Here is a 15,477-nt window from a genome sequence, read left to right as displayed (position 1 = left end):
CTTAGCTTTAGCTGCCATTATTTCTTTAAGTGTGAGTGCCTGCCAAGGTGAAAACGATACAAAGCAGCAAGATAAAACGACTACTCCTCATTCAATGGACAAAGATTCATAATCCAGATGAATTTCGAAACCCATCGTAAGATGGGTTTTTTTATATCTTTTTATTTTAATCTTAAAGTGTGATTTGTAACTCGAAATATTTATTTTTAATGGCACTGTTCAAAATATGTTGACTAATATACTTGGTTTTAAATATATTTAATTCAACAGGAATTACTTTAAATATAACTCTATATTTAAAGTGAATTGGTTACACCATCAGATCAGAAATTTAACCTTTAAATTTGATTATAAAAATATTAATTAATCAAGGAGGTAGGTATGGACGCTAAATTTCATTCTGAAAATGAATATGGTTTTATTCTAGATATTCTGAACACTTATATGGTGATAAAGAAGACATTAAAAGATGATCATTATCCTTATGATTCATTTGGTTATCTTCTTGCTCTTTATCAACCGCTCAAAGTTTATATCCCTCAGCTTCCCCATCCAAAAATTTATATTGAGATTGGTGGAATTTCATATGACAGAATGATTGTTGGGCAAACAGAGGATGAGACAGAAGCCATAAATATTTTATTGAATTTAGGCCAACTTGTTGCTTAACAATTAAGTGATATTTTAATGCTGAGTTTAATTTACTTAAGAAACACGCTTTCTTAAGTAAATTCATGACAAAACTAAAGGCTATAAATGGTTGTTGCAAAAGTGAACTTAATGAAATTCTTTGCAGATACATTTGCAATGGTTCTATTTTCGTTAGCCATAGGTACTTTTGTTGAACTAGTAATTACGGGTCTGACACTTGAACAAACATTTAAAATACGTACTACCGCAATACCTGTTTCTCTACTGATTGGTCGACCATATGGGTTTTATCGCGATTGGATTTTTAAAAAAATATGGGCAAGACATAAAACAGCTGTACAAAGCTTTTTGCTAGACACATTCACTAATTTAACATTCCAGATTCCACTTTATATTTTGATACTTGCTTTTAATGGAGCAACTTTAGTGCAGATAGTTACGGCTGTCAGTTCTATTCTTTTAATTGTTAGCGTTTCTGGAAGACCTTATGGAGTCTTTCTAAATTTTTGCCGTAAATTATTTGGTGCTTCTACATGACATGATTAAAGAAACTCTCTTATAAGATACAAAAAGCCACAAAAGCTAAATCTATAACTTTAAAAGAATTTGTTTATATAACTAAGAACATTAAAAATTAGGTCATGGCAATGAAAAAAATATTCTTAGCAACTTTCACTGGGTTGGCTTTATTGGGCAGTAATGCGGTATTAGCTAAACCCGATGCTACATTAATAAAAGAAGCGACAAAAAATGTAGTCACAGTATCTAAAGCAAAAACTTTGGCTGATGAATCTGGAGTAACTTTGACGGGTACGATCGTAAAGCATATTGCTGGTGATCATTTCGAGTTTAAAGATGCTACGGGTTCGATTGTAATTGATATTGATGATGACTTGTGGAAGCCTCTACAACTAAAAGCCGGCGATAAAGTGCGTGTTGTAGGAGAGGTAGATACACATCGAGTTAAGCCTACTGATATTGAAGTTTTTAAGATTGAACGTATTAAATAAACTAGATTATTTATATTAATATTGTTCAAAGTAAAAAAAGAAAACTCCTATTTTAGGAGTTTTCTTTTGAAAGATAATAATTTTTATTATTGCGTTGAATTAAATGCCTCATGATAGTTTACATAGCCTTTAGGAAAATGACCTGAGAAGCTTAAGGCTTGGAAATACTCACTCGGTACATCAGGTAAAATTAGCTCAGGATTGTTTTTAAAACCAAAGCGGCTGTAATAGTTGGGATCACCTAATAAAACACATCCTTTTGCACCTAAGTTTTTTAATTTTTCTAATGATTTTTTCATCAGAAGGGAACCAATACCCAGCCCTTGTTTATCTGGATGAACTGAAATAGGGCCTAAACCATACCAACCTATTTCCCCTGAACTGATTTGAACTGGAGAAATAGCAACATGCCCAATAATAGAACCATCTTCAACAGCCACGAGAGAAATGCTGAGTTGACCGTGGTTTCTTAAACTATTAACAATAAAATGTTCGGTATGACTCGTGTGCTCAGCATTTTGAAAAGCTGCTTTAGTTAGGTTTTCGATGGCTTCTATATCTTCAACTTGCTCATCACGAATAATAATATTCATTAAAAATTCTTCCAGATTTATTGATTAGCTATACGATATAACTTTTTAGATAAGCTCCCTTCGTTGGTTTTTATTGAAATGCCTATGAACAAAAATTAAATGTCTAGCTAGATTCTAATTTAAATAACTCAAGCATCATAGCTAGTCAAATAAGATTAATTTTATGTAGTTATTTTACCGTTCGTTAAATTGTTTTTAATTTTAATTATGTCATTCGTCAGAAAAATTGGATAACTATTTCATGTAATTAAAGAGATAAATTGATAGATTTATCTAAATTAATTTTGTTTAAAAATTATACCGATTGATAAAAAAGGCAGCTTGGCTATATTCCATATCTATATTGCAAAATCAGCAATATATTTCTAGGATGGAATAAAAATGAAAAAAAGAGTAATAAAAATAGCAATATTGAGTTCATTATCTGTAATCACAAGCATGAGTTATGCGCAGGAATTTAAAAGATTCTCTGTCTCTGCTGGTTGGCTACATGTAATGCCACAGGGTAAAGCTAATCCATTTAATATTAATACCGCTGTTAAAAATGGAACCGCAGCTAAAGTCGGTACTATTTCAACAACCAGTTTTTTAAATTCGGTTGATCCTAATGCCACAGAAGTAGACTTAGGAGGAGAAGTTTTTAATCAAAAGGAGTTTCTAGAGCTAGCATTAAAAGATGAGTACATGAGGGAGATTATTCTTGATGAGAACGGTAATATCAAACCTGAAGTTTCCGGTGTTGCGACGATTCAAGGAATCGAAAACTGGCAACAAAATGATGCCGGGCTTGAGGTTGATGATGTAGATGCGTTGGGGTTAACCTTTAACTATTATCTGAATGATAATGTGTCTTTACAATTTATTGGCGGAATTCCACCTAAAGTTGATGTTAAAGGAAAAGGAGAGATCCTAGCGCCATTAAGTGGAATCGCAATGTCTCCTAATGACCTAGTGAAATATCTTTTCCCAAATGGGATTACTTTAGGACAGGCGATTCCAATTACCAACTTAGGCAATAAATCTAAAGCTGCATCTATTCGAGCATGGACGCCAACCATAGAAGCACAATATCAGTTTGGTAAAAGTGGGGTAAATAAGTTTAGACCCTATGTTGGAGTGGGTTTAATGTATGCACATTTTAATGATATTAAACTCAATGATGGAATTCGTTCTGATTTAGTGTCCGCAGGCCATATGATCCAAAATGTGTTAGATGGCAAAGCTGGAGCGGCTTTAGACCGAAAAGAGTCGAGCGGAAAAATGGTCGTTAATGTCGATGCAGATGATGCGATAGCGCCTATTTTTACCGCTGGTTTTACCTATGATTTTAATGATTCATGGTATACGGTAGCTTCTGTATCCTATGCAAAGTTAAGCAACAATGCCCAAATTGATGTCGTCAATCAAAATACGGGGACTCGCTTAATACATGCCACAACAAAAGTTGATATTGACCCACTGATTACCTATTTAGGGGTAGGTTATCGATTCTAATATTTTTTAAAAAGGGTATCTCGGAGTTAATCATATTTAAACTTTGAGATACCTTATTTGTTACTAATTATAAAAAACAACTGTTACTTGTTAAACTCATACATAAAGTAAAATTTTATAAAAAATATTTTTAATATAATAATTTAAAAATATTTTTTGAGGATTGGAAATTGAAAAAAATCATTAAAACTTTATTATTATCTACACTAATTTCAACCGCATCATTCACAGTTTTAGCTAAAAATGTTGAGCAAAAAGTTAATTTTTTACAAGGTTCAACTCATACCACATTAACTGGAAAGTTTCAGGGTTATGATGACGTGAGATATAGAGTTTATGCAAAGAATGGACAAATATTAAAATTCAATATTAATAGTCTTGGTAATTTAGCCTATGTTAATATTTTTGCCCCAGGCAAAAAGCCAGGTAAGGATAAGGCATTATTAATTGGTTCAACTGTGGGATCTAAAGGAGAACTTACTTTACCAGTTGATGGTGATTATATTGTTCAGGTTTACCAAATGCGAAATAGTGCTCGTAAAAATAAAACTGTGAAATATAGTTTAGATATCGAAATATTAAATAAAGTAAAAAAATAATGGTTGCTAGAATTTACTAGCTCTCAAAAGAGAACTAGTAAATTTGAATAAGATATCAATAAAGATTAATCGCCTAAAGAAAAAGACTCATGAATAGTACAACTTTCAACAAAAGTTTGATCATGTGAAATGAGCAATACAGCGCCTTCATAGCTTTGAATAGCAGTAGCTAATAGTTCTCTAGATTCAATATCTAAATGATTTTCTGGTTCATCTAATAACAAGAGTTCAGGAGTAGGATGTATCTGGCTAAGCGCCAATAAGGCTACTTTGAGTTTTTCACCGCCACTGAGCTGAGATAAAAGTTGTGTACCTTTATCACCTCGAATTCGAAGTTGACCTAATAGATTTCGCCATTCTAGTTCTGAAAGCTCACTATTCATGTGAGTTAGATTTTCAATCACCGTCATTTCATCACATAAAAAGCTAAAGTTCTGGTCCAGATAAAAGCACTCTACAGATAAGTGAATGCTGTCACAGGGGTGTATGTTTTGAGCTTGAATTGCTTTGAGTAGTGTCGATTTGCCAATACCATTTTGACCGGTTATGTGAATTTTTTCGGCTGCTTGTACCGCTAAATCTATGGGTTTTTGCGTTCCATATTTCAGTTTAAGTTTTTTAATGCGAAGAATTTCTCCAGATTTCTTATGAAAAGTAGGGAAGACAAACTGTTGCGCTTTGACGGTTTCAAGACGCATTTTTTTGTCTGTTAAATCATTTTGACTGTTCGAAATTTGTCGTTGGTGCTGGGACTGTATAGCAGCAATACTTTGGCCTGCTTGTTCCTTTTTAAAATCGAGTAAAATTTTGGCTTGAGAATTTGATTCGCGTAATTTATTTCCAGCACGTTCACGTTTTTGAGCTTTCATTAATACTTCATGCTGCTTTTGCTTCATGTGTTTAACGTCGCGTTGGCCTTGTTGAACAGATTGCTCTAAAGCTGCAACATGAGTTTGGTATTGGCCATAAAATTTTTCATAGTTTCCAGTTGTGTGATGTAAACCATGTTCATTCAAATGATAAATATGGTCTACTTCATTCAGTAAACTACGATCATGACTAATGATAAGCGCACCTGCTGGGTGTTTCCTCAAATGATCAATTAACCATTTTCTAGATTCCTGATCTAGATGATTACTAGGTTCATCAAGTAGCAAGTAATGATCTGATTTTAGAAATAAACAGCTTAATGCCAATTTTGTTTTTTGACCTTCGCTTAGGTTTTTCACTGGAAAGTCTAAATCTGTTGGTAAACCCGCAGATTCCAATAAATTATTCCATAAGGCAGGGAGGTCCCATTTACCTTCTAACAAATCATAATCATCAAAGTTGGCAACACCTTGTTCAACTCTTTTAAAAGCGTGATAAATACCTAGGATATCTAATGCTTCGGCAATGGTTTGTGCTGCTAAACGATGCAACTGAGGTAAATATGCATGCTTTACATGCCAAGATATTTGCCCAGACGTCAGAATTGAATCTGATTTAAGTGTCTGATTTAACATGTGCATAAGCAAAGATTTGCCTTGACCATTACGGCCAATTAAAGCAGATACTTGATGTGATTCAAGGCTAAAATTTAGTTGTTGAAACATGACTTTAGATGAAAATTCTAAAGAGAGTTGTGCTATTACACATGCCTGCTGAGTCATAAAAAACCTCATAAATACAGGATGTACAAAATAGGAAAAGTAGTTTTAAGCAGAGACGTTAAATCACAAAAAAATAGTCTATTTTGCACATCAAAAAAGAAAAATTGATGAGAAAAAAGACTTACTTCATTGGCGTGACTCACGAAATTGAAAGAATAAGAAACTATTCTAACTGGGTTTTTGATTAGTGTAAAATTTATGCAATCTATTTTATTAAAAAACCCAATCGTTGGATTGGGTTTTTTGCATCTAAAAAGTTTATTCTTTTACAACCAATACCTGAATTTTGGTACTGTTTAAAACATCTTGAGCAAAGCTACCCAAAATAAGTTTTTGGAAGCCTTTGCGACCATGAGAACCAATCACAATCAAATCGGAACCTAAGCCTTCTACAGCTTTTAAAATACCATCTGAAGAAATTTCACCTTGGATGATTTGAGTTTCGGCATCAATACCTTCTTCGGCACATAAAGCTTTTACTGTTGCGAGTGTTTTTTCTGCATTTGCTCGTGCTTCAACAAAATAATCTTTTACAACAGGTGAGATGTAATAAAAATCTACACCGCTAAAAGGATCTACCGCAACTAAGCTAATAGCGGTCAATTTGCTCCCAAAAGCTTTTGCAATATGAGCTGCTTGTCTTGCTGCCGCTAAAGAAATTTCCGAACCATCGACTGGTACAATAATATGTTGGTAATTCATAATGTTATTCCTCTTATTTACAGTTGTTATATGTATGAAGCATTTATTAATTAAAGATTAACATATTTCATTCACGGTAAACATCTATTCAGTCATAGGAAAGAAAAATTAAATAAATTTATTTTAAATCATGGGCTTATGTTTATTTTTCTATTGGTTAATATGACGTTTAGGTGGTATTGCTAAATAATCGATAATTTTTACATGAAAATTACAAAAAATTACTGTTCATATTTCTGTCATATAGAAAACGTATAACAAAATAGTGAATTAAGGGGAGAGTGAGGAAGATGGCTGATTTAACAGCAAAGAAAGTTAATAAACTTATTGAAGAGTTCCGTCAAACAGGCAAAGAACCCGAAAAGTTAGTTATTGGCTATAAAACTTATGCCAGACTGATGACCGAAGATAAATTTGCAGAAAAAGTAGTCCCTTCACTTGAAGATTCAAAAGAACGCTTATATAAAAATCTAAAAATTAAGCTCGTTACTGAAAAACATTACTTTGAAATTAAATAAAAAAATATGTGAACTCCATCACTTGTTACTAAAGCAAAGTAACACTAAATAAGTTTAATAACATGATTATTGTATGATGATACAAATTAATGGTGTAGCCAACATTTGAAAACAGCAATCGTTTATAAACTCGATAGAATAAATTGCTTTTATTTTAAGTAGTGGAATAAATTGAAATGCCGACATTCAGTGTAATTATATTTTATGTTTTAGCTATATTAGGCAGTGTAGCTATTGTTTATGGATTAATCACTTTAAGTGTTTTTTTAATTGTTATTGGATTAGCACTATTATTTGCAGCATTATTATTAAAAAAAGAGTTTAAATTAGATATTTTATTTTGGAAATAAATATAATATAAGTTTGTATTTTAATTTCCTATAAAATTGTTCCAATAGAACTGAAATGAAAAAATTCAGTTCTAAAAATATGAGTTTTTTGATGAATATTGATGCAATAACGTTTTTTTGATCAGAATTATTACAATAAAATATAAAAGTAGAATATTTTAAGTTTATTTAAGTATTTAAAAATAAAAAAGTTTCATTTAGGATGAAAGTAAAATTGTAAAAGCGTTTTTAGCTATTAAACAATAACAAAGCGAGGTGAGCATGACTTATAAGTATGAGTATGCAGGGTTCTGGTTAAGATTTGGTGCAATGATCATTGATACTCTTATTCTTTTTTTGGCTGTTATTCCTGCAGCGTGGATTTTTTATCAAGGGGATTACGACTTAGTCTTTGCCACAGGTTTAAGTACTAAGCCACAAAATTATTGGTTCGATTTGATTGTGAACTATGCATTTCCTTTATTGTATTCAGTTTTATGTTGGCTGTATTTTGCAGGAACGCCAGGTAAACGATTGATGCGATTAAAAGTTTTAGATGAAAAAACAGGTAATAAGCTAACAGTTACGCAGAGTATTATTCGATATGTTGGCTACATTCCGTCAATTTTAGTGTTTGGTATTGGTCTTTTTTGGGTTGCATTTGATGCTAAAAAACAAGGCTGGCATGACAAAATGGCAAAATCAGTGGTAGTAAGAGAACTATAAAAATAAGACTAAAAAGCGTTCATAGCATTGAAAAAGGCGCTATGAACGCTTTTTTATTAACTTTTTTTGACTTTAAATTTAAGTACTAAAAACACAATAAGACCGACAATAAGTCCCCAAAAGGCTGAGCCAATACCAAAAAATTGAATGCCCGAAGCACTACATAAGAAGGTAAATAATGCGGCTTCACGGTCTTCAATAGGACCAAAGGCAAGCGCAATGTTATGGCTAATGGTACCAAGTAATGCAATGCCAGCTAAAGCTACAATAAAAATATGAGGAAAAGACATGAGTAAGCTTGTGAGGGTTGCTGCAAACAGTCCCATCAATGCATAGAAAAAACCAGAGCTCATGCCAGCAATATAGCGTTTACTTGGGTCAGGATGAACTTGATCGTCAAGGCATACAGCTGCACTAATCGCAGCAATATTGACGCTGTAACAACCAAAAGGTGCAAGCAAAACTTGGGTTAAACCAGTCCAGCCAATGAGTTGGTTAACATGTGGTTTATAGCCATAACTTTTAATCATGGCAATACCGGGTAAATATTGCGAAGCCATACTAATCACAAACAATGGTAGCGCTAAGCCCAAAAGAGCTGACCAGCTAAAGACAGGACTAATCCAAACAGGTTTAGCCAAAGACCAGTGCAGTGTAGGCATATGAAAGTCTAAAAACATAGGGCAGAGCACAACACCAGCAAGTGCTGTGAACACGATGCTATAACGCGGCCATAATCTTTTTGTAATGATATAAATGACGAGCAAAGATAAAACGAATGCCCAATCATTTTGCAAACTGGCGAATAGGGAAATACCAAATTTGAGTAAAACGCCTGCAAGCATGGCACTGGTTAAGCTTTGCGGAATATAGGAAAGCGCTTTTTGAAAAATTCCAGAAAAACCTAAAATCGCTGTCAGTACACCACCCACTAAAAAAGCACCAATTGCTTCATTTATACTATATCCACCGCCAGTGGCAATAATTAAAGCGAGACCAGCGGTTGACCATGCAGTTGCTACAGGGTATTTAAATTTCCACGAAAGAATAAGTCCTGATAAACCAAGACCCAAACCTAAAGCCCAAAACCATGAGGTGATTTGTTCAGGTGAAGCACCTAAAGCTTGGGCAGCCTGAATCACTAAAATAGCCGAAACACTAATACCAATAAGAAAGGTAATGAAACCCGCGAATACGGCTGGAATAGAAAAATCTTGAAGAATCTTTTGCATAGCTAAATGTTCTAAATCCCTGAAAAATTAATATGTTTCTGCCTTTGCTTTCAGCTCGCTAAATCTAACAATTTTTTTAAAGAAGGTGCTTTCTATTTTTAACATAAAATAGAAATAATATTTTTAAAATATCGAATAATGATATTATTTCTTCCATAAGTAACACTAAATTTGGAATATCGTTTTATGGAAGAGCAGGCTGAAAATCTGACAGCGCTTGAACTAAAAATTATGCGTGCATTACAAGAAAATGGGCGCTTAAGTAATGCCGAATTGGCTAAGCTCGTAGGCATAAGCACTTCATCTTGTTGGAATCACACACAGCGTCTTTTTAAGATTGGGGCAATTTTAGATGTACGCGCTCGGATCAATCCAAGCATGGTGCAGCGTGATACGGTAGTACTCGTTGGTGTGGTTTTAGACCGCTCAACCCCAGACAGTTTTCAGGCATTTGAACAAGCATCAGGTGATTTGGAAAATGTTTTAGAGTGTTATCTGGTAGCGGGAGAAGTCGATTATTTTCTAAAAATTCGTGTTAAAGATTTAGCTGCGTTTAACCGATTCCATAGTGAAAAGATTATTGCTTTACCTGGAGTAAGACAAGTCAGAACATTTTTTGTGCTCAATGAAGTTAAAACAGATGGCATGCTGGCATTTTAATAGCTCATCATGTTTTAACTTTATAGTGCAAAAACCGATAGGTAACGATGATTAGATTGTTGAGGTTGCTAGTTTTAGACCAAATCCGAAGAATAGAATTCCGACTAAAAAAATACTACTTGCTGCAATTTTATGGTTTTGTTTAAAAAATGCTGAAAGTTTGATTCCAGAGAAGATTAATGCCGTTAAATAGCTAAAACTAATCACCTGCAAAATAACCGCTAAAATTAAAAAGCTTAGAGCGGGGTAGGCATAGTCGGGTTCAACAAATTGAACAAAGAAAGATAGGAAAAATAAAATCGCTTTAGGGTTGAGTAAACTAATACTGAGTGCTGTTTTATAAGGATGAACTTTATCTAAAGCGGGTAAGTCAGCCATTTCTGGTTGTGGTTGATTACGTTGTTTCCAGCGTTGAATACTGCCTTGTAAGAGTTTAAAGCCTAAATAAGATAGGTAAAGTGCACCTGTTAATTTAAGAATAACAAATACCCATGGAAATGCTTTAAGTAGAGAGGCTGCTCCTAGTACGGTACACAGCATTAAAATGAGATCGCCAGTAAAAATACCTAATGCGCCCATATATCCGGTTTTAATCCCGTAACGTGAAGCAATTGACATCACATATAGAGAGTTGGGCCCTGGCAATAACACAATTAGGAATGTACCAATAATATATGTTGTTAGATCTGTTATGCCGAACACGAGAAACCCAATAAAAAACCGATTTTTGCCATGATAACAAAAATCGGTGATTTTGTATGAAAAGTGCAGTTTTTTAAGGTTTAATTTCCGCATCAATTCCAAAAGATTGACGTAATAAAAAACTTAATTGGTCACGGGCTTTAATAAAGCCATCAACACCACCTTGTAAAAGTTGGAATGCCATTAAGTCATGATTAAGTTCATCTTTAAAACTTTGTTCATTTTGAGCAGGTCTAACAATAGCCTCTGTTTGCTTTGATTTAGTCGCATCAAGAGCTGCATCAACTATACGTGTATCTTGCTCAAGCTGGCTAAGTAGACCAGGAGAGATCGTTAGCAAATCACATCCTGCAAGTCCAAGCACTTGATCAATGCTACGGAAGCTCGCACCCATCACTTGAGTAGGAATATTTTGCTGTTTGTAGTAAGTGTAGATTTTTTTAACTGAAACCACACCCGGGTCTTTTTCGATTGGATAAGCGTCTACGCCTTCAGCTTTTTTATACCAGTCTAAGATACGGCCTACAAATGGTGAAATTAAAGTTACTTTAGCATCTGCACAAGCTTGAGCTTGATGCAAACCGAAAAGGAGAGTGAGGTTACAAGCAATCCCTTCAGCTTCAAGTACTTTAGCAGCTTGGATACCTTCCCAAGTTGACGCGATTTTAATCAGAATACGTGACTGATCAATACCATAACCTTTGTAAAGTTCACATAATTCATGTGCTTTTTGAATGGTGGCTTCCGTATCATATGAAAGTGCAGCATCAACTTCTGTAGAAACACGGCCGTCAATGAGTTTTAAAATTTCTACGCCAAATTTTACAGTCAAAATATCAATCGTTCTTTCGATTAACTCATCGTTGCTATAGCCTTCTTCTTTGGCTTGATAATAAGCATCTTCAATCAGCTCTTTACTTTCAGGTTGTTCTGCTGCTGCCGTAATCAATGAAGGATTTGTCGTCGCGTCTAATGGACGAAATTTACGAATTGCATCAAGGTCACTACTATCGGCAACAACGGTCGTTAATGTTTTTAATTGGTCAAGTGCTGTATGAGTCATTGATATTCAACATCTTCAGTAATAAATCTTATGCTTTCTTTTATAGCACAAAGTCTATTCATGCTGTCGATATATCAATTGTTATATTTCAAAGAAAAACGTTTAGGTTCTGCATCTCAATTGAAATAATTTTAAGGTGCCTGTTGCATTCGTTGCTTACGGATATATTCAATTAGAAATCTGGCAGCCGCACCAAGTTCACTTTCACGGCTCCATACTAAGTCGACGTAATATTCAAATCTTGGAGTGAAATCTAATAAATCCAATACCTTAAGCTTGTTTTTTAATTCAGGGTTTTCTTTAAACATTTCTTGAGGAAGAACACCCCAACCTAGATTGCGTAAAATCATTAAACAAGCAGAGTGGTGGTTGTCTGTACGCCAATAGTGTTTCGAAAATAGCAATTCAGGTTTTAAAGTCTCATCTCGGCTTGCAACTACAATTTGTCGTGTAGTAAGGATTTGTTCATAAGAAACTTGATTTTGGCTTGCTAAAGGATGGCTATTTGAAATAACCGGAATTAAAGCCTCACGTTTAAGTTCTACAAATTGTTCTCTGTTATCTAGGTGTTCACGTTCAAACATCAGTGCAAGTTGGGCAGAGCCATCTAATAACATTTGAAGAGCATCTTCTTGAGGGGCAGACACAATATTAATTTGTAAGTCTGGAAAACGACTTTCTAAAAGACAAATATAGTCGGTCCAATTGGTGTGTAAAAGTTCAGAGACAATCACAAGAGTTAAATTGGCTTCTAACCCTGTACTTAACGCGTGAGCGTGTTGTTTCCATTGATTCATCTCAATTAAAAGCTGAGATGTCTTTTCGTATAACACCCGTGCTTCGTCAGTAGGGATAGGTTCACGACCTTTACGGTCAAATAAAGTTAAGTCCAGATCAATTTCTAAGTTGGCAATAGACATGCTTACAGCCGAAGGAACTTTTCCAAGTTTACGTGCTGCTGCTGAAAAAGAGCCGGTTTCAATCACGGCCTGAAACATGAGTAGTTGTTCTTGATTAATATTCATCTGTCAAAAAAACTGAAAGAACCTGATTGGATTAATCAATATTATAAAAATAAAATGCACATTATCCAAGTTATTATTGAGTATTTAAAAATGTTGATTTCCAAGAGAAGGCTCATTCATGCAATCAGTTATGAAGGAATTTTATTGGTCATCATTGCGATTGCATTAAGTTTTATTTTTGATATGCCGATGGACGTAACCGGTACACTCGGTGTGTTTATGGCAGTCGTTTCAGTTTTCTGGAATATGATTTTTAACCACTATTTCGAAAAAGTAGAGCATAAATATAATTGGGAAAGAACGATCCCTGTACGGATTTTACATGCGATTGGTTTTGAAGGTGGCTTGTTGATTGCAACTGTACCGATGATTGCATATATGCTTCAGATGAGTGTCATTGATGCACTTATTTTAGATATTGGTTTAACTTTATGTATTTTGGTTTATACCTTTATTTTCCAGTGGTGTTATGACCATATCGAAGATAAGTTTTTCCCAGATGCTAAAGCAGCATCACTTCATTAAAAATCAAGTTGTTAAACTAAAAAAGCACCCATCAGGGTGCTTTTTTTAAAGGTGAATCGTAAAATTATTTCTCTACAATTGCTACAACGCCTTCACCACCTGCTGTACAGATTGAGATTAATGCGCGGCCTGAACCTTTTTGATTAATCAATTTAGCAGCAGTTGCCAAGATACGACCACCAGTTGCAGCAAATGGATGGCCTGCACCTAGAGATGAACCATTTACGTTCAATTTAGAGCGGTCAATTGAACCCAAAGGTGCATCTAAACCAAGACGTTCTTTACAGAATTTTTCATCTTCCCAAGCTTTCAATGTAGACAACACTTGAGATGCAAATGCTTCATGGATTTCGTAGAAATCAAAATCTTGAAGTTTAATGTTTGCACGCTTAAGCATACGAGGCACTGCATAAGCAGGAGCCATTAACAAACCTTCTTTAGGACCGTTTTTACCAATGAAGTCAACAGCCGCTGTTTCAGAGAAAGAAAGGTAAGCTAAAACTTCATGACCGTTTTCTTTTGCCCATTCTTCAGAAGCAAGCAATACAACAGAAGCACCGTCAGTTAGCGGAGTTGAGTTACCTGCTGTCATTGTTGCAGTTTCGCCTTTACCGAAAACTGGCTTCAATTTAGCAAGTTTTTCAACTGTGCTGTCTGCACGTAAGTTGTTGTCACGGTTAAGACCTAAGAATGGAGTGATTAAGTCATCAAAGAAACCACGTTCATAAGCAGCAGCAAGCTTTTGATGGCTGCTTGCAGCTAACTCGTCTTGCGCTTCGCGAGTGATACCCCATTCTAAAGCAGTAATTGCTTGGTGCTCACCCATTGAAAGGCCAGTACGTGGTTCACCATTGCTTGGAGCATCAAGTAGCTTTTTAAAATCAATTTTTGTTAATGCTTTAAGACGGTCTTTACCAGTCTTAGCAACATTGAGCTCAAGTAAAACTTTACGTAAACCATCACCTACAGCAATCGGCGCGTCAGAAGTTGTGTCTACACCACCTGCAATACCTACATCGATTTGACCAAGTGCAATTTTGTTTGCAACAACAAAAGCTGCTTGTAAACCTGTACCACAAGCAATTTGAATGTCATAAGCAGGAGTTTCAGGAGCAAGATCTGTGCTCAATACAACTTCACGAGTCATGTTGAAGTCACGGCTATGTTTTAAAACAGCACCCGCAACGACTTCACCAATACGCTTACCTTGTAAGTTAAAGCGCTCAACCAAACCATTCAATGCTGCTGTGAGCATGTCAGAATTAGACGCTTTAAAATAAGCAGTATTTGAACGTGCAAATGGAATACGGTTGCCACCAATAATTGCAACGCGGCGAACAGTGTTTTGGCTCATGGTTTTATCCTGTTGAACAGAAGTTTTGGTTTTTGTTGCTTTTGGTGCTGCAACTACATTATTAGAAGATGTAGATGGGGTTGCTGTAGCAGCGCTCTTATTACGAGGGCTACGTGCAGGTGCAGTCGTTGAACGAGTACGTGTCGTTTTTGGAGTATTAGTTGCTGCTTTAGGAGTTGTGCTGTTACGCTTAGCCGTGTTAGAAGCCGGCTTTGATGTATTTGACACTTTTTCCTCAGCAGAATTCTCGACTGCTGGATTTTCTTGAGTTGTCTTGCTCATAAGGCTTTTCCAAGCATATTAACGATATTCTTATTAGCTACATTAACACAATTCAAATAGACCTGTATTGACTAGAATGACATTGTAGATAGCATTCAGGTCAAGACATCCAAAGATGAACTCAAGTATGATTTGGAGTAACTCTAATGAACGACTGATTTCATATTGTTGCTATTCATCTCATAACATAATGAAGCCTGTCGTAGAAAATTCATTTCTTTGAGAGATAATAATCATGACTGATCAATACCAAGCATTTACACAATCTCCTATTGGTAAATTCGTTGTTAAAAATCTGGGTTTACCATCACCAGTTGCATTAGAGCGTTTTGAAAGTGCTCAGCCAGTAGTGAATGGTGC

At 35.0% G+C, this 15,477-nt stretch carries 20 protein-coding genes and 1 pseudogene; 13 read left to right on the top strand and 8 right to left on the bottom strand.

Going from position 1 to position 15,477, the window contains the following annotated elements:
• The 4 genes from UC75_RS18680 to UC75_RS05380 form a co-directional block, all read left to right on the top strand.
• A partial coding sequence (locus tag UC75_RS18680) for a hypothetical protein (protein WP_228137216.1) occupies positions 1-112 on the top strand: 112 nt, incomplete at its 5' end.
• 269 nt (positions 113-381) lie between these two features.
• Positions 382-669, top strand: coding sequence for a hypothetical protein (locus tag UC75_RS05390; RefSeq protein ID WP_049836941.1), 288 nt, complete (start codon positions 382-384; stop codon positions 667-669).
• A gap of 87 nt (positions 670-756) precedes the next feature.
• Positions 757-1,188, top strand: a complete 432-nt coding sequence (gene alaE, locus UC75_RS05385) for an L-alanine exporter AlaE (protein ID WP_049836940.1) — start codon at positions 757-759, stop codon at positions 1,186-1,188.
• Positions 1,189-1,298: 110 nt separating this feature from the next.
• Positions 1,299-1,661: a NirD/YgiW/YdeI family stress tolerance protein gene (locus UC75_RS05380; protein ID WP_005306481.1), complete on the top strand. Its 363-nt coding sequence runs from the start codon at positions 1,299-1,301 to the stop codon at positions 1,659-1,661.
• Between the two features lie 86 nt (positions 1,662-1,747).
• Here UC75_RS05380 and UC75_RS05375 read toward each other — a convergent pair whose 3' ends face one another.
• Positions 1,748-2,254, bottom strand: coding sequence for a GNAT family N-acetyltransferase (locus UC75_RS05375; RefSeq protein WP_049836939.1), 507 nt, complete (start codon positions 2,252-2,254; stop codon positions 1,748-1,750).
• A gap of 381 nt (positions 2,255-2,635) precedes the next feature.
• Here UC75_RS05375 and UC75_RS05370 point away from each other — a divergent pair, with 381 nt between their 5' ends.
• The 3 genes and pseudogenes from UC75_RS05370 to UC75_RS05365 all read left to right on the top strand — a co-directional run bounded on the left by UC75_RS05370 (position 2,636) and on the right by UC75_RS05365 (position 4,347).
• Positions 2,636-3,748, top strand: a complete 1,113-nt coding sequence (locus tag UC75_RS05370) for an OmpW/AlkL family protein (RefSeq protein ID WP_049836938.1) — start codon at positions 2,636-2,638, stop codon at positions 3,746-3,748.
• A gap of 47 nt (positions 3,749-3,795) precedes the next feature.
• Positions 3,796-3,882: pseudogene (locus UC75_RS22540) on the top strand (hypothetical protein); the annotation flags it as partial.
• A 36-nt stretch (positions 3,883-3,918) separates the two neighbouring features.
• Positions 3,919-4,347, top strand: a complete 429-nt coding sequence (locus UC75_RS05365; protein ID WP_005306476.1) for a hypothetical protein — start codon at positions 3,919-3,921, stop codon at positions 4,345-4,347.
• 65 nt (positions 4,348-4,412) lie between these two features.
• Here UC75_RS05365 and UC75_RS05360 read toward each other — a convergent pair whose 3' ends face one another.
• Together UC75_RS05360 and UC75_RS05355 are read right to left on the bottom strand one after the other, a co-directional pair.
• Positions 4,413-5,999 (bottom strand): ATP-binding cassette domain-containing protein, encoded by a 1,587-nt coding sequence (locus tag UC75_RS05360; RefSeq protein ID WP_049836937.1) that lies wholly within the window; start codon positions 5,997-5,999, stop codon positions 4,413-4,415.
• Positions 6,000-6,257: 258 nt separating this feature from the next.
• Positions 6,258-6,701 carry a universal stress protein gene (locus UC75_RS05355; RefSeq protein WP_004791681.1) on the bottom strand — a complete coding sequence of 148 codons (444 nt, stop codon included), beginning with the start codon at positions 6,699-6,701 and terminating at the stop codon, positions 6,258-6,260.
• Between the two features lie 290 nt (positions 6,702-6,991).
• Here UC75_RS05355 and UC75_RS05350 point away from each other — a divergent pair, with 290 nt between their 5' ends.
• The 3 genes from UC75_RS05350 (at position 6,992) to UC75_RS05345 (ending at position 8,274) form a co-directional block, all read left to right on the top strand.
• A complete protein-coding gene (locus UC75_RS05350; RefSeq protein ID WP_004791683.1) occupies positions 6,992-7,219 on the top strand; it encodes a hypothetical protein in 228 nt (75 codons plus the stop codon).
• 176 nt (positions 7,220-7,395) lie between these two features.
• Positions 7,396-7,569 (top strand): hypothetical protein, encoded by a 174-nt coding sequence (locus UC75_RS18670; RefSeq protein ID WP_013197420.1) that lies wholly within the window; start codon positions 7,396-7,398, stop codon positions 7,567-7,569.
• A gap of 261 nt (positions 7,570-7,830) precedes the next feature.
• Positions 7,831-8,274: an RDD family protein gene (locus UC75_RS05345; protein WP_005306468.1), complete on the top strand. Its 444-nt coding sequence runs from the start codon at positions 7,831-7,833 to the stop codon at positions 8,272-8,274.
• A 56-nt stretch (positions 8,275-8,330) separates the two neighbouring features.
• On the opposite strand, the gene UC75_RS05340 is transcribed toward UC75_RS05345, so the two are convergent.
• Positions 8,331-9,506: a benzoate/H(+) symporter BenE family transporter gene (locus UC75_RS05340; protein WP_049836936.1), complete on the bottom strand. Its 1,176-nt coding sequence runs from the start codon at positions 9,504-9,506 to the stop codon at positions 8,331-8,333.
• Positions 9,507-9,692: 186 nt separating this feature from the next.
• Between UC75_RS05340 and UC75_RS05335 the strand changes: the two genes are divergently transcribed.
• Positions 9,693-10,166 (top strand): Lrp/AsnC family transcriptional regulator, encoded by a 474-nt coding sequence (locus UC75_RS05335; RefSeq protein ID WP_049836935.1) that lies wholly within the window; start codon positions 9,693-9,695, stop codon positions 10,164-10,166.
• 51 nt (positions 10,167-10,217) lie between these two features.
• On the opposite strand, the gene leuE is transcribed toward UC75_RS05335, so the two are convergent.
• From leuE to UC75_RS05320, 3 genes are all read right to left on the bottom strand, one after another.
• On the bottom strand, positions 10,218-10,868 hold the full coding sequence (leuE, locus tag UC75_RS05330; RefSeq protein WP_049837344.1) for a leucine efflux protein LeuE: 651 nt from the start codon (positions 10,866-10,868) through the stop codon (positions 10,218-10,220).
• Positions 10,869-10,941: 73 nt separating this feature from the next.
• A complete protein-coding gene (gene tal / locus UC75_RS05325) occupies positions 10,942-11,931 on the bottom strand; it encodes a transaldolase (RefSeq protein WP_049836934.1) in 990 nt (329 codons plus the stop codon).
• Between the two features lie 131 nt (positions 11,932-12,062).
• Entirely contained in the window at positions 12,063-12,956 is an 894-nt protein-coding gene (locus UC75_RS05320) for a LysR family transcriptional regulator (RefSeq protein WP_049836933.1), read from the bottom strand.
• A 90-nt stretch (positions 12,957-13,046) separates the two neighbouring features.
• Here UC75_RS05320 and aceI point away from each other — a divergent pair, with 90 nt between their 5' ends.
• Positions 13,047-13,481 (top strand): chlorhexidine efflux PACE transporter AceI, encoded by a 435-nt coding sequence (gene aceI / locus UC75_RS05315; protein WP_005073799.1) that lies wholly within the window; start codon positions 13,047-13,049, stop codon positions 13,479-13,481.
• Between the two features lie 64 nt (positions 13,482-13,545).
• On the opposite strand, the gene UC75_RS05310 is transcribed toward aceI, so the two are convergent.
• Positions 13,546-15,117, bottom strand: a complete 1,572-nt coding sequence (locus UC75_RS05310) for an acetyl-CoA C-acetyltransferase (protein ID WP_049836932.1) — start codon at positions 15,115-15,117, stop codon at positions 13,546-13,548.
• Positions 15,118-15,352: 235 nt separating this feature from the next.
• Between UC75_RS05310 and UC75_RS20285 the strand changes: the two genes are divergently transcribed.
• The coding region (locus tag UC75_RS20285; protein WP_228137215.1) for a hypothetical protein at positions 15,353-15,477 on the top strand (125 nt) is incomplete at its 3' end.

This window comes from Acinetobacter sp. V2 (assembly GCF_001188385.1).
Lineage (GTDB): Bacteria > Pseudomonadota > Gammaproteobacteria > Pseudomonadales > Moraxellaceae > Acinetobacter > Acinetobacter oleivorans.
This window is presented reverse-complemented; position numbering and strand designations above follow the sequence as displayed.

Coding starts and splice junctions, on each gene's coding strand:
- aceI (WP_005073799.1), top strand. CDS start 13,047: ATGTTGATTTCCAAGAGAAGGCTCATTCATGCAATCAGTTATGAAGGA.
- UC75_RS05390 (WP_049836941.1), top strand. CDS start 382: ATGGACGCTAAATTTCATTCTGAAAATGAATATGGTTTTATTCTAGAT.
- UC75_RS05310 (WP_049836932.1), bottom strand. CDS start 15,117: ATGAGCAAGACAACTCAAGAAAATCCAGCAGTCGAGAATTCTGCTGAG.
- UC75_RS05345 (WP_005306468.1), top strand. CDS start 7,831: ATGACTTATAAGTATGAGTATGCAGGGTTCTGGTTAAGATTTGGTGCA.
- alaE (WP_049836940.1), top strand. CDS start 757: ATGGTTGTTGCAAAAGTGAACTTAATGAAATTCTTTGCAGATACATTT.
- UC75_RS05375 (WP_049836939.1), bottom strand. CDS start 2,254: ATGAATATTATTATTCGTGATGAGCAAGTTGAAGATATAGAAGCCATC.
- UC75_RS05380 (WP_005306481.1), top strand. CDS start 1,299: ATGAAAAAAATATTCTTAGCAACTTTCACTGGGTTGGCTTTATTGGGC.
- UC75_RS05350 (WP_004791683.1), top strand. CDS start 6,992: ATGGCTGATTTAACAGCAAAGAAAGTTAATAAACTTATTGAAGAGTTC.
- UC75_RS05370 (WP_049836938.1), top strand. CDS start 2,636: ATGAAAAAAAGAGTAATAAAAATAGCAATATTGAGTTCATTATCTGTA.
- UC75_RS05340 (WP_049836936.1), bottom strand. CDS start 9,506: ATGCAAAAGATTCTTCAAGATTTTTCTATTCCAGCCGTATTCGCGGGT.
- UC75_RS05360 (WP_049836937.1), bottom strand. CDS start 5,999: ATGACTCAGCAGGCATGTGTAATAGCACAACTCTCTTTAGAATTTTCA.
- tal (WP_049836934.1), bottom strand. CDS start 11,931: ATGACTCATACAGCACTTGACCAATTAAAAACATTAACGACCGTTGTT.
- UC75_RS05320 (WP_049836933.1), bottom strand. CDS start 12,956: ATGAATATTAATCAAGAACAACTACTCATGTTTCAGGCCGTGATTGAA.
- UC75_RS05335 (WP_049836935.1), top strand. CDS start 9,693: ATGGAAGAGCAGGCTGAAAATCTGACAGCGCTTGAACTAAAAATTATG.
- UC75_RS18670 (WP_013197420.1), top strand. CDS start 7,396: ATGCCGACATTCAGTGTAATTATATTTTATGTTTTAGCTATATTAGGC.
- UC75_RS05355 (WP_004791681.1), bottom strand. CDS start 6,701: ATGAATTACCAACATATTATTGTACCAGTCGATGGTTCGGAAATTTCT.